12 protein-coding genes are annotated in these 12526 nt (G+C 71.0%); 5 read left to right on the top strand and 7 right to left on the bottom strand.

The features are described from left to right. Nucleotides 1-69: 69 nt before the first annotated feature. The 4 genes from ACFYPC_RS16705 to ACFYPC_RS16690 all read right to left on the bottom strand — a co-directional run bounded on the left by ACFYPC_RS16705 (nt 70) and on the right by ACFYPC_RS16690 (nt 5526). Nucleotides 70-696, bottom strand: coding sequence for a flavin reductase family protein (locus tag ACFYPC_RS16705; RefSeq protein ID WP_388676045.1), 627 nt, complete (start codon nt 694-696; stop codon nt 70-72). A 57-nt stretch (nt 697-753) separates the two neighbouring features. Continuing rightward, complete coding sequence (locus ACFYPC_RS16700) at nt 754-1578, bottom strand: enoyl-CoA hydratase/isomerase family protein (RefSeq protein ID WP_388676043.1); 825 nt, start codon at nt 1576-1578, stop codon at nt 754-756. A gap of 172 nt (nt 1579-1750) precedes the next feature. Beyond that, nucleotides 1751-3976, bottom strand: coding sequence for an acetate--CoA ligase family protein (locus ACFYPC_RS16695; protein ID WP_388676040.1), 2226 nt, complete (start codon nt 3974-3976; stop codon nt 1751-1753). A gap of 344 nt (nt 3977-4320) precedes the next feature. Next, a complete protein-coding gene (locus ACFYPC_RS16690) occupies nt 4321-5526 on the bottom strand; it encodes a flavin-containing monooxygenase (protein ID WP_388676038.1) in 1206 nt (401 codons plus the stop codon). Nucleotides 5527-5868: 342 nt separating this feature from the next. On the opposite strand from ACFYPC_RS16690, the gene ACFYPC_RS16685 reads away from it, so the two are divergent. The 3 genes from ACFYPC_RS16685 (at nt 5869) to ACFYPC_RS16675 (ending at nt 7570) form a co-directional block, all read left to right on the top strand. Further along, nucleotides 5869-6321, top strand: coding sequence for a DoxX family membrane protein (locus tag ACFYPC_RS16685; protein ID WP_388676035.1), 453 nt, complete (start codon nt 5869-5871; stop codon nt 6319-6321). 78 nt (nt 6322-6399) lie between these two features. Next, nucleotides 6400-6807 carry a Zn-ribbon domain-containing OB-fold protein gene (locus tag ACFYPC_RS16680; RefSeq protein ID WP_388676032.1) on the top strand — a complete coding sequence of 136 codons (408 nt, stop codon included), beginning with the start codon at nt 6400-6402 and terminating at the stop codon, nt 6805-6807. Nucleotides 6808-6958: 151 nt separating this feature from the next. Beyond that, nucleotides 6959-7570 (top strand): GNAT family N-acetyltransferase, encoded by a 612-nt coding sequence (locus tag ACFYPC_RS16675; protein ID WP_388676029.1) that lies wholly within the window; start codon nt 6959-6961, stop codon nt 7568-7570. Nucleotides 7571-7607: 37 nt separating this feature from the next. On the opposite strand, the gene ACFYPC_RS16670 is transcribed toward ACFYPC_RS16675, so the two are convergent. Further along, nucleotides 7608-8285 carry a pyridoxal 5'-phosphate synthase gene (locus ACFYPC_RS16670; RefSeq protein ID WP_388676026.1) on the bottom strand — a complete coding sequence of 226 codons (678 nt, stop codon included), beginning with the start codon at nt 8283-8285 and terminating at the stop codon, nt 7608-7610. Nucleotides 8286-8325: 40 nt separating this feature from the next. Continuing rightward, nucleotides 8326-8751, bottom strand: a complete 426-nt coding sequence (locus ACFYPC_RS16665; RefSeq protein WP_388676024.1) for a pyridoxamine 5'-phosphate oxidase family protein — start codon at nt 8749-8751, stop codon at nt 8326-8328. 427 nt (nt 8752-9178) lie between these two features. On the opposite strand from ACFYPC_RS16665, the gene ACFYPC_RS16660 reads away from it, so the two are divergent. After that, nucleotides 9179-9745, top strand: a complete 567-nt coding sequence (locus ACFYPC_RS16660; protein WP_388676259.1) for a GtrA family protein — start codon at nt 9179-9181, stop codon at nt 9743-9745. Nucleotides 9746-9765: 20 nt separating this feature from the next. Here the strand turns inward: ACFYPC_RS16660 and ACFYPC_RS16655 are convergent, their stop codons facing one another. Further along, nucleotides 9766-10968, bottom strand: a complete 1203-nt coding sequence (locus tag ACFYPC_RS16655; RefSeq protein ID WP_388676022.1) for an acetyl-CoA acetyltransferase — start codon at nt 10966-10968, stop codon at nt 9766-9768. 200 nt (nt 10969-11168) lie between these two features. Here ACFYPC_RS16655 and ACFYPC_RS16650 point away from each other — a divergent pair, with 200 nt between their 5' ends. Further along, on the top strand, nt 11169-12494 hold the full coding sequence (locus ACFYPC_RS16650; protein WP_388676019.1) for an acyl-CoA dehydrogenase family protein: 1326 nt from the start codon (nt 11169-11171) through the stop codon (nt 12492-12494). Nucleotides 12495-12526 lie beyond the last annotated feature (32 nt).

The raw sequence follows: 12526 nt of genomic DNA, 5'->3' as shown, positions 1-12526 counted from the left end.
ACCGCGCGGGTCACGGCGGCCTGACCGCGCGGGTCACGGCGGCCTGACCGCGCGGGTCGCCCGGTGCTCTCAGACGAATTGCCCCTTGTGGAACAACAGCGGTGCCGCCTCGTCGTCGCCCGTGCCCAGCGCCTCCACCCGCCCCACCACGATCAGATGGTCCCCACCCGTGTGCACCGCGTGGATCGTGCAGTCGATCCAGGCGGAGGCGTCCGCGAGACGGGGGGAGCCGGTGGCAGGGGCGGCGTCGAACGCGACGCCGGCGAACTTCTCCCCGCCGCGCACCGCGAACCCGCGGCACAACTCGCCCTGGTGCGCGCCCAGCACGTTGACGCAGAAGACACCGGCACGGGCGATCCGTGGCCAGGTCGACGACGTACGGCCGACCAGGAAGCAGACCAGCGGAGGGTCGAGCGAGAGGGAGGAGAACGACTGGCAGGCGAACCCGGCGGGGCCGCCCCTTCCCGAACCAGAGCCGTCGGAGTCCTCGCTCGCGGGTGCCGTGACGACAGTCACGCCGGTCGCGAAGTTCCCCAGTACGCGGCGGAATTCGGCTTGGTCGACCGGCGCGCGCTCGTCGTCCGCGACCGCCCGTAGCTCCGGGGGCGGCAGCGCTTCGACGGGCTCCGCGACCGTGGGCGCCCCGACCGACCTGAGGTATCGGACAGCGGTGGCCGCCATCCCTGCGTGTCCCATCACGACATCCATTGAAGCTGACGGATAGTCAGAAGTGAATGCCGTGAGCCGTTTTGGTCAGCGTCCGCGGTACTGAGGGTCCCGCCGCTCCACGAAACTCGCGACCCCCTCCTTCGCGTCCGCGGTCGTCATGTTGATCTCCTGCGCGGCGGCCTCGGCGGCGAAAGCGGTCCCACGATCGCTGTCCAGAGACGCGTTGACCAGCTGTTTGGTGAGGGCGAGCGCGCGGGTCGGGCCGGTGGCGAGGCGCTCGGACCACTCGCGGGCGGTCTTCTCCAACTCCTGTGGCGGTACGACCTTGTTGACCAGGCCGAGCCGCTCCGCATCCGCCGCCGTCAGCGCGTCGCCGAAGAACATCAACTCCTTGGCGCGCTGCGGACCGACCAGCCGGGGCAGCAGATACGCGCCGCCGCCGTCCGGGACGAGGCCGCGCCGTACGAACACCTCGATGAACCGGGCCGAATCCGTGGCGATCACGAGATCGCACGCGAACGCGAGGTGCGCGCCGATCCCGGCCGCCGTGCCGTTCACCGCCGCGATCACCGGCTTCTCGCAGTCGAGGACGGCCGCGATGAGGCGCTGGGCACCGAGACGGATCGTACGGGCGACGTCGCCGGGCACCCGTTCCCCGGCCGCCGCGCCCCCGCGCAGGTCCGCGCCCGCGCAGAATCCGCGGCCCGTCCCCGTGATGACGACAGCCCGTACGTCCGGGTCGGCGGAGGCTTCTTCAAGCAGCCCGATCACCCGTTCCCGCTGGTCCCGGGTGAGGGCGTTCATCGCCTCGGGCCGGTTGAGGGTGATCCACGCGACGGCATTGTCAGTGGCGTGAAGTATCAATGAGTCGAGGGACTTTTCGGGAGATTCATGGGGGGAGTCGGACATGGGGGTACTCCGTTTCGCACGAGGAGCGGTGGGTTTTTTCGTACGAGGAGCAGTGGGCCTCCGGTGTGGGAGGCACAGGACGCGCCGGTGGTGCGGGACCCGCGGGTGGCGCGGGTGGTGCGGGTGGTGTGGGACGCACCGGTGGTGCACGTGGCGCGGGTGGTGCGGCAGCTCAGCGGCACACCACCAGCGCGTCCAATGCCACCGCCCCCTGTCCCCGAGGCAGCACCATCAGCGGATTGATGTCCAGCTCCGCGATGTCGTCACCGAGTTCGAGCGCCATGCGCTGGACCCGGATGACGACCTCCACCAGCGCGTCGATGTCGACGGGCGGAGCGCCGCGGACCCCGTCCAGAAGCGCCCGCCCCCGCAGCTCGGCGAGCATGGTGCGGGCCTGGTCCTCGCCGAAGGGCGGCACGCGGACGGCTGCGTCGCGGAGTACTTCCACGAGGACGCCGCCGAGGCCGACGGTCACCGTCGGTCCGAAAAGCTCGTCGTGCGTGACACCGACGACCATCTCGACGCCCCGCTCGACCATCTGGCACACGAGCACCCCGTCGAGCGAGATCCCCTCGTAGCGCGCGATGTCGGTCAGCTCGCGATAGGCGTCGCGGACCTGGCTGGCGGAGGTCAGGGGAAGCTTCACCAGGCCGAGTTCGGTCTTGTGGGCGATCGGCGCGCCGGATGCCTTCATCACGAGGGGGTAGCCGATCAGGCTCGCCGCGCGCACGGCCGCCGCCGCACTGGTCACCAACTGTTCGCGGGGCACGCGGATTCCGTACGCGCGCAGCAACTGCTTCGCCGCGTGCTCGCTCAGCTGCTGCCCGGGCCGCATCAGGGCCTGCGCCTTGCGGAAGGAGGGCGAGGGGGTGCGGGGCGCCTCGTCGAAGGGGGAGCGGTAGGCGGCGGCGAACCGGTGGTGGTCCAGATAGGCGCGTACGGCGGTGATGCAGTTGGCGAAGGTACGGAAGGTGGCGACCCGGGAGGACCCGAGCAGCGTCTCGCGGTAGGCGGCCTCCGTGCCGACCGGCGACCCCCACACCACGCACACCAGCTTGTCGCTCTGTTCGGCCGCGTCCACCAGATCCTGCGCCAGCTTGTCGCTCATCGGCGGGAAGGGTCCCGTGATGGGGCAGACCAGCACGCCGACGGAAGGGTCGGCGAGGATCGCGTCGATGATCTTGCGGCCGCGCCAGTCGCCCACCGGGTGGCCGCCGTTGTCGACGGGGTTGGCGACGTTCAGGTAGTCGGGTATCCATTCGTGCAGCTCGGCCTGCTTGTCGGGCGGCAGCGTGGGCAGGGACAGTCCGGCCCCGCTCGCCAGGTCCGCGAAGTGCGCGCCCGTGCCGCCCGAGATCGAATAGACGACGACGCCGTCCGCCTGCGGGGCGCGGGCGCGGGCCAACAGGGCTGCGGTGTCCTGGAGTTCGTCGAGTCCGTCGACGCGGATCACGCCGTACTGCCGCATTGCCGCGTCCACCACGGTGTCGGCGCCGGTCAGCTTGCCGGTGTGTGAGGCGGCGGTGCGGGCGCCGGTCTCGGTGCGGCCGACCTTGACCGCGACGACGGGTACCCCGCGCCGGGCGGCGCGGTCGGCGGCGAGCAGAAAGGAGCGGCCGTCCTTCAGTCCCTCCAGGTAGCAGGCGATGGCACCGACCTCGGGCCGCTCGGAGAAGTAGGAGATGAAGTCGGCGGTCTCCAGGTCGGCTTCGTTGCCGGTGGGTGCCCAGTGCGAGAGCCGCACACCCAGCTCCTGCATCGCGAACACCGGCCGTCCCTGGTGTCCGGACTGTGTGATGAGCGCGATCGCGGGACCGTCGAGGTCGTCGCGGAATTCCTCGAAGGCGTTGAGGTTGGTGTTGGGCCCGAGCAGCCGCAGCCCTGAGCCGGCGACGGCGGTGGCGAGCCGGGCCTGTGCGAGGGCTCCCTCGGCTCCGGTCTCGGCGAACCCGGAGGCGAAGGCGACCGCGAACCTCACCTTGGCCTCGGCCAGTTTCTCGATCATGGGAAGGGGGTCGCCGACCAGAAGCACAGCCAGGTCGACCTGTTCGGGCAGGTCCGAGACGGAAGGGAAGCACGGTATGCCGAAGACGGACTGACGGGTGGGGTGCACCGGGTGCAGCCGCGCACCGACCCGTTCGGCCCAGGCGATCAGCTGTCGCGTGATGCCGGTGTTGGGCCGCCCTTCGGCGTCCGAGGCACCGATCACGGCCACGGATTCGGGACGGAAGAAGCGGTCCAGATCGGGTACGCCCGCATAAAGGGGGCGGCCGCTGACGTCCAGGTCGTGGACCTCGGCCGGTCGGCCGTGGACGACGGGTGAGGGTTGCTCGCCGCAGGCGATGACCCGGGCCCGGCGGGAGTCGGTGGTGAGGGTGCCGTGGGTTGATCCAAGCATCGGTCCGCCCGCTCCTGTGTGACAGCCAATTAACTGACGCATAGTCAGATTACTTAACTGACGCCGCGTCAGGAACTGTTGTGCACGCAAAGACGTGCGGAGGGGCGCTTGGTTGGGGGTTCTCGGCTTCCGTACCCCCGCTCGCGAGAGTCTCATGCGTGATGTGGACCCGGGTGGCGCGCTGCAGGCGGGATCGCCCGAAACCGTGGCCGCAAGATCACCGCGAGGTGGGGCGAGGCGAGGCGAGTCGAGGTGAGGTGAGGCGAGTCGAGGCGGGGCGCGCGAGGCGGCACCGGGCAGCCCTCGGCCGGGCAGGGTCGGGCAGGGGGCTGAAGGTTGCGGGATCAGGGTGTGGACGACGGTTTGCGTGTCGCGGGGTGGCGGGCGACCGCCTTGGCGATCTTCTCGGCGTCTAGGGCGAGTTCGCGGAACATTCCGCTGATGGGGTTGGTGAAGCCGCTGAAGTAGAGGCCGGGGGCGTTCCTCGGGGTGCGGGCGCCGTGCACGGCCGGCTTGCCGCGTGCGTCCAGTACGTCGAGGTGCCCGACGAGACCTTCCAGGGCGCGGACGTAACCGGTCGCGGCAATCACGACGTCCGGGCCGATCCGGCCTCCGTCGGCGAGGGCGACCTTGCCGTCCTCGAAACCGTCCACCGCGGCCACGATCTCGACCCGGCCCTTGCGGACGGCGTCGATGAGGCCCACGTCCTGGACGGGGATGGAGCCTTCGTTGACGCGTGAGTAGAGGCCGGTGTCGGGGCGGGGCAGCCCCTGGGCGGAGAGGTCGGGGACGCTCAGCCTGGCCATCGGCCCGGCGAGGCGGTCGACGAGGCCGACCGGCAGTCGTCGTACGACGATGCCCGTGAACTGGGCGGCCCATCCGGCCGTGGAACGGCGCACGATGTGCGGGGCGGTCCGGACGGAGAGGCGGACGCGCGAGGCACCGCCGTCGATCAGGTCCACGGCGATCTCGGCGCCCGTGTTGCCGACGCCGACGACGAGGACGTCGCGGCCCGCGTAGGGGGCGGGGTTGCGGTAGTGGCCGGCGTGCAGGAGTTCGCCGGTGTAGCCGTCGCGGCCGGGCCAGTCGGGGATGTGCGGCGTGTGGTTGTAGCCGGTGGCGACGACCACCGCGCTGCCCGTCAACTCCCGCCCCCCGGTGGCGTGCAGCAGCCAGCCGTCGCCACCCGGGGCGGGTTCGACGCGCGAGACCTCGACGCCCGTCACGATCTCCAGCTGGTGGTGCTCGGCGTACTTCTCCAGGTAGCGCACCACGTTGTCTCGTGACACCCATCGTCCGAACTCACGCGGCATGGGCAGACCGGGGAGCGACGACAGTCGCCGTGTGGTGTGCAGGTGCAGCCGGTCGTAGTGGCGCCGCCAGGACGCCCCGACGTGCTCGGACTTCTCCAGTACCACGGCGCGTACGCCCTGCGCGCGCAGGGCGTAGGCCGCGGCGAGTCCGCCGGGGCCGCCGCCGATCACGTACACGGGGCGGTCTTCGTGGGACGGCACCGGGTGCGGTGTCGAGGAAGCAGAGGAGTCGGCCATGTCCGCGAGCGTAATCACGTAGTTACTTGTTAGGTCTCGGTCAAGCCCGGAATCGGTTGCGAACTGATCACGGCTGTAGGAGGGGTGGGTGGGGTTCGTGGCGTAGGTCACTTCATTGTGCCGGGTGCGTGGACGTGGAGAGGGTGGGTGTGCCGGTGCCGGGCTGAGGGGTCGCGCCGGGTGCCTCGGGGGAGGGGGTGTCAACGGGCAGCCTCCGGAGGGAAGGCTTGGCCGCCGGGAGTGCGAGCCGGGGCCGTACGTCTCTTGCCTGTGGGGCCCCGTGCGGTGAAACTGACGTACGAAACTGACGTACCGTCAGAAACCGAGGGAGTGGGTTCGCCCATGGACACGATCTGGCTCAGCGAGGCGCAATGGCTGGCCGTGCTCCGTATCGGGCTCGGGCTGTGGTGGCTGGAGAGCTGGCGGCACAAGGACAAGAAGGCGTGGTTCGAACGGGGCGCCGGGATCGCCTGGGCCGCGGACATCGCGGCGAAGCACCGATGGAACGCGGTCCGGAGCGGCTTCGACACGGTGGTGGCGCCGCGCCCGCGGACGATGGCCTACGTGGTCGCGTACGCGGAACTGGCGCTCGGCCTGGGGCTGATCCTCGGTTTCCTCACGCCGATCGCCCTGGTCGGAGGACTGCTCCTCAACCTTCTCTACCTCGTCCTCATGATCCACGACTGGGCCGAGCAGGGCCAGAACTCGATGATGGCGCTGATCTCGGTCGTCGCGCTGTTCGGGATGTCGTGGCAGACGTGGTCCTTGGACGACGCGATCGGACTGTTCTCATGACCGCCGGGTTGCCGACCTGCTCCGCCGGCCTCGTGAGTGGCGGGCGGCGGTCCTGGTGAGTGGCGGGCGGCGGTCCTGGTGAGTGGCGCGCGTTTCGATCTGCCCGAGGTGGACGCCTTCACACGGCCGTACTGGGACGCGGCGGCGGAGGGCCGGCTCCTGGTCCGTCGCTGCGGGGGCTGCGGACACGCCCACCACTACCCGCGGGAGTTCTGCCCGCACTGCTGGAGCGAGGACGTCCGGTGGGAGCCGGCGAGCGGGCGCGCCACGCTCTACACCTGGTCCGTCGTCCACCGCAACGACCTCCCGCCGTTCGGTGAGCGGGTCCCCTACGTCGCCGCCGTCGTCGACCTCGTGGAGGGACCGCGGATGATGACCGAGGTGGTGGAGTGCGCGGAGGGGGCGCTGCGGGCCGGGATGGAGCTGGGGGTGACGTTCCGGTGCGCGGTGGACGTGTGGGTGCCGGTGTTCCGGCCTCGGGGGTGAGTCGTACGCGCGCTCGGACGGCCGGGGTGTGCGGGGCCGAGCCCCTGCCGCGTGAGCGGTCGGTGCCCGGCATCCGGTGCCGGGTCGCTGGTGCTTCGGTGTTCCGGCCCCGGGGTGGGGGCCGTACGCGCTGAGGCGTTTCAATGGATGGATGGCCGACATCCACGAGCAGTACGCCCTCCGTCCCTTCCCCGAGAAGCGTGGTCACGGTCTGCGGCTGCGCCCCTGGAACGCCGAGTCCGACGTCGATGTGTCGGCGTGGCTGCGCGGGCTGTCCGACCCGGAGTTCCAGCGCTGGAACACGCCGCTGAAGATCGTCCGGGACATCGACGGCGCGCGTGAGTCGCTCCGCTCGCGTGCCGAGGCCGCGACGGACGCGAGCGGTGTCTCCTTCTGCGTCACGGATGCGGACACCGGCGAGGTGCTCGGCCACATCGGCGTCAACGAGATCGACCACGTCATACGCAACGCCCGCGTCGGCTACTGGGTTCTCCCCGAGGCCCGCGGCCGCCAGGTCGCCACCCGCGCCCTGCTCGTCGCCACCGGCTTCGCCTTCACCGACCTCGGTCTGCACCGCCTCGAACTGGGCCACGCCCTCGGCCACGACGCGTCCTGCCGCGTCGCCGAGCGCTGCGGATTCCCGTACGAGGGGACACTGCGGGGCGCGATGTTCGAGGCGGGACGGCACGACGCGTTCCGCGATGTGCATCTGCATGGGCGGGTGGCGACGGATCCGGAGCCCGCGGTGCCGTCCTCGGGCTGAGGTGCCTCAACGAGTTACAGCCCGACGCCGCTCACCTTCACGGCCACAGCAGTTCCTTGAGCCAACCGGAGTCGGTGCGGCGGTAGTTGAGGCGTACGTGTTGTCTGCTGGGGCTGCCCTGGAAGAACTCTGCTTCGTCCGGGCGGAGGTGGTAGAGGGTCCAGGTGGGGGCCGGGGTGGTGGGGTCGTGCTGGGCCTGTGACCAGGCTGCGCCGGACGCCTGCTCCAACTCCTTTAGGGAGGGCAGGACTTCACTCTGGTGACCGACGAGGGCCGCGGCGAGAGCGCCGGTGGAGCGGGCGTGCAGGTCGGCCTGGCTCGCCTCGGGCGGGGCCACGGTGACAGGGCCGCGGAGGCGGATCTGGCGCCCCTGTGCGGGCCAGTAGAAACCGAGGGCGGCGTACGGGCGGGCGGCCAGTTGCCGGCCCTTGCGGCTCGTCGCGTGCGACGCGAAGGACCAGCCCGCCGGGTCCGCCCCGTGCAGCATCACCGTACGGACGTCCGGCAGTCCGTCCGCGTCCACCGTGGCGAGGGAAACGGTGTGCGGCTCGGTCTGCCCAGCCGCCACCGCCTCCGCGAACCACCGCTCGAACAGCGGCAGCGGCTCGTCGGGCGCCGCCCCCGGATCGAAGGAGGGCAGCTCGGTGTCCCAGACTCGTTGGGACCGGAGGAGACGGACGAACTCGGCTGACGGGTCGGTGTGGTCGGCGCTCATGCCCTGATTGTCACGTGGGATCCGGATCCACGTACCCCGCTCACACCGAGCCGAGGTCGGACGAGACCCAGTGTTCGGGCCGCATGCGGACGATCACATTGGCGCCGTGTTCCTTCCAGGCGAAGTCGACGTAGGCGTCGACCTTTTCGGCCGGGAGGTAGCGGGCCGAGATCTCATGGAGCTGTTCGCGGGTGGCGGGCGTGGTGTCGAGCACCGGTCCCTCGACCGACACGTACCGGATGGTGGGTTCGAGCCGGTCGACCAGCAGCGTGAACCGGCCCGCCGCACTGATCAGGCTGTTCTTGCGGGAGTCCCGCCCTGTCATGATCCACACGACGCCGCCGGGCTCGTACTGGTACCAGATGGGCACGGTGAGAGGGGCCCTTCTCTCCCCGGCGTCGATCGCGATCGCGGCGACGTGCGGCTCGGCGAGGAAGGCTTCGCGCTCTTCGCGGGTCAGGGCCATGTCGGTCTCCTCCATGCTGCGGGCGGGCTGCGAATGGTGGCTGTCTGCGTCAGCGTGCCCGGTACCACTCCGTATTCCGGGCGACCGACACACCCGTGGGCACCCGGCACTTGGTGGGGCTAGCCGTACCCCGGGTCGGGTAGTACACCTCCTCGTGCTGAGGGCCGGGCGACGGCATCGTTGAACCCAGTTGATCCCAGAGGTTCACGGCCCCGATCCCAGAGGTTCACGGCCCCTGATTCCAGAGGTTCACGGCCTCGCCCGGAAGGAACCCCCCATGAGTTCGCTGCTGTTGTCGAAGCCGGAGACGGCGTTCGCGGCGCGGGGTTCCGAGCCGAAGGAGCCCGGCACGGACGGTGTACGCCGGACCCGGGTGGTTCCCTTGACCTCGGTGACCTCGGTGACCTCGGTGACCTCGGTGACCTCGGTGCGCCCGGCTGTCTCGGCGGTTACGGCGGTTACGGCGGCCCCGGCCGCCCCCGGTCCGCTCGCTTCCTTCGCCCGGTTCGTGCTCTGCGGTGGCGGTGTCGGGCTCCTCTCCAGCGTCGCCGTGGCGCTGCTCGCGGGGGCGCTGCCCTGGGTCGTGGCGAACGCGCTGGTCACCGTCGCCTCCACCCTTCTCTGTACGGAGTTGCACGCCCGCTTCACCTTCGGGGCCGGGCGGCGTGCCGGACTGCGCCAGCACTGGCAGTCGGCGGGATCGGCTGGGGGTGCCTACGCGGTGACCTCCGCCGCGATGCTCGTACTGCACCTGGTGCAGTCGTCGCCCGGCATGCTGACGGAGCAGATCGTCTACCTCAGCGCCTCCGGGCTCGCCGGAGTCGGACGGTTCCTGGTGCTGCGGCTGTTCGTCTTCGCCGGCGGCCGGAACAGTAACCGGATATCGGTGTCCGCACAGATGCCGGGGGCGATCCCGGCGCCGCGCAGGGCGAACGGACAGCGGATCAGTGCCCGCCGGCCGGGGCCCAACGTGGCGTCGCCTTCGGTGAGTTGAGGCAGGAGCCGATCGCGAACTCACCCCCGCCCCAGCACCACCGTCGCCGAGGAACAGAACCACCCGCCCGTCCCCGAGGCGACCGCCAGCTCCGGCAGGTGCCCGCCGGCCTTTCTCACCTGGCGTTCCCCGGCCTCGCCACGCAACTGCCGTACGGCTTCCACCAGCAGGAACAGCCCCCGCATCCCGGGGTGTTGGGCCGACAGCCCGCCGCCGTCGGTGTTGACGGGCAGTTCCCCGCCCACCAGCAGCCGGCCCTTCGCGGCGTCCACGAACGAACCCCCTTCCCCCTTCGCGCAGAAGCCGAGGTCCTCCAGCGTCACGAGCGTCATGTAGGTGAAGGCGTCGTAGATCTCGGCCAGGTCGATCTCGTCTGGGCGGATCCCGGCGCGGGCGAAGGCGAGGCGGCCGCTCTCCGCCGCCGGGGAGACGGTGAAGTCCGCCCACTCGGACATGGTGGTGTGCGAGACGTGCTCGCCGGTGCCGAGGACCCAGACGGGAGCGGTACGGCAGTCCCGTACGTACTCCTCGGCCGCCAGCAGGACCGCCGCCCCGCCGTCGGAGCGGATGCAGCAGTGCAGCTTGGTGAAGGGGTCCGCGATCATCGGGCCGGACAGCACGTCGTCGACGGTGACCGGGTCGCGGAACATCGCCTCCGGGTTCGCCGCCGCGTTCGCGCGGGCCTGGACGGCGACGGAGGCGAGCTGTTCGAGGGTCGTGCCGTACTCGTGCATATGGCGCCGGGCCGCCATCGCGTACTTGGCGATGAGGGTGTGGCCGTACGGGACCTCGAACTGGAGGGGGCCTCGGGCGCCGAAGGAGAGGTTGCCGGTGCGGCGGCCCGCCTTGATGTCGGCGCGGGCGGTGGAACCGTAGACCAGCAGGACCGCGTTCGCGTGGCCGACCGCGATCGCGTCGGCCGCGTGGGCCGCCATGACCTCCCAGGTGGAGCCGCCGACGGAGGTCGAGTCGACCCAACTGGGCCGCAGCCCCAGGTACTCGGCCACCTCGACGGGCGCCAGCGTGCCGAGGCCCGCCGACGCGAAGCCGTCCACCACCTCACGGCCGAGCCCCGAGTCGGCCAGCGCACGGCGGGCGGCCTGGGCGTGCAGGGCGTACGGGGTCGCCTCGTCGACGCGTCCGCAGTCGGAGAGGGATACGCCGACGACGGCGACCTTGCGCTTACCGGAAGCCCTGTCCTCGGAGGGAGTTCCTGGCGTCATGGACCTGACGGTACATCAGGTAATGGTGGGTGGAGGAGGGTGTGGCGGCCTGTGCGTTCCCGTGCTGCGGGGCGGGCGTTCCGCGCTGTAAGACCGTGCAGTCCCCTGGTGCAAGACCGTGCATTCCCCCGATGCAGGCCTGTGCATTCCTCGGGTGCGGGCCTAATATGACGACCCGTCAGATTTCGGAGGGAGGCCGCATGGACGCCCGTTTCACCGCTGAGCAGGAGGAGATCCGGCACACGCTGAGGGAGTTGCTGGTCAAGCGGTGCGGGCCGGAGCAGCTGCGGGCCGCCGTGCGGAGCCCCGACGGATACGATCCCGCGCTCTGGGACGCGCTCGCGCGGCAGCTCGGGCTGCCCGGTCTGGCCCTGCCCGAGGAGTACGGCGGCGTCGGCTGCTCGGCCACCGAACTCGCCCTCACCTGCGAGGAGTCGGGGCGTGCCCTCGCTCCCTCGCCGCTCCTTTCCACGGCCGTCCTCTCGGCCCCGCTGATTCTGACCCTGGGCACGGAGGCGCAGCGCGCCGAACTGCTGCCGCGCCTTGCCTCCGGCGAGGTGACCGCCGCCCTCGTGGTGCCGGGCGCTCGGCTTGCGACCGTGCTCGGACTGGTGGGCGACAACCGCGGGGACTGGGCAGGAGGCGGCCGCGCTGGGGGCATACAAGCTCGGCAGGTCGATGGTGTGTGGCGGCTCTATGGGCAGGCGGCACAGGTGCTCGACGGACATAGCGCGGGGCTGCTTGTGGTGGCTGCGCACACAGGGGGCTACGTACGGGCCCGGACGCTGTTGTTCCTCGTGCGGGTGGGGAAGACGTTCTCGACCCGAGCAGGGGACGGGGCTGTCGACGGGCTGGTACGGGTCCGACAGACGTCCCTCGACGAGACCCGGCCCCGGGCCAGGATCGAACTCCGGGATGTGGAAGCCGAGTTGCTCGGAGGCGAGGAAGCCGACGTGACCGGGGCGCTCGCCGTTGCCGGGGACGTGGCCGCCGCCGTACTCGCTGCCGAGGCCGTGGGAGCCGCCGACCGGGCGCTGGAGCGAACGGTCGAGTACGTGCGGCAGCGGGAGCAGTTCGGGCGGCCGATCGGGTCGTTCCAGGCGGTGAAGCACCGGCTGGCGGATGTGTACGTGGGGGTGCAGGCGGCGCGGTCGGCGGCGTACTACGCGGCTTGGGCGGCTGGCGTCGAAACCGGTTCCGGTGTCGATGTCGGCGCCGGTACCGGTACCGGCACTGGCACCGGCACCAGCTCCGGTGTAGACGCCGGTTCCGGTCGCGGTGGTGAGCGGGTGGGCCGGCTCGCGCTCGCTCAGGCGCTGGAGGCGCTGCGGGTCGCCGCGTCCGAGGGGATCCAGTTGCACGGCGGTATCGGGTTCACCTGGGAGCACGAGGCTCATCTGTACTTCAAGCGGGCGGCCGGCGACGAGCTGCTCTTCGGGCCGGTGCATCGGCTACGGGGGTATGCCGCCGATGTAGCGCACTTGTTTGATTGCGGCAGCCTCAGCCGTGGAAAGGTGACCGTGTGATGCGCAAGGCCAGTGCCAGTGCCAGTGCCAGT

The sequence above is a fragment of the Streptomyces sp. NPDC005808 genome, assembly GCF_042871385.1.
GTDB lineage: Bacteria > Actinomycetota > Actinomycetes > Streptomycetales > Streptomycetaceae > Streptomyces.
The sequence above is the reverse complement of the archived record's forward strand: the minus strand, read 5'-3'. Positions and strand labels throughout refer to the sequence as shown.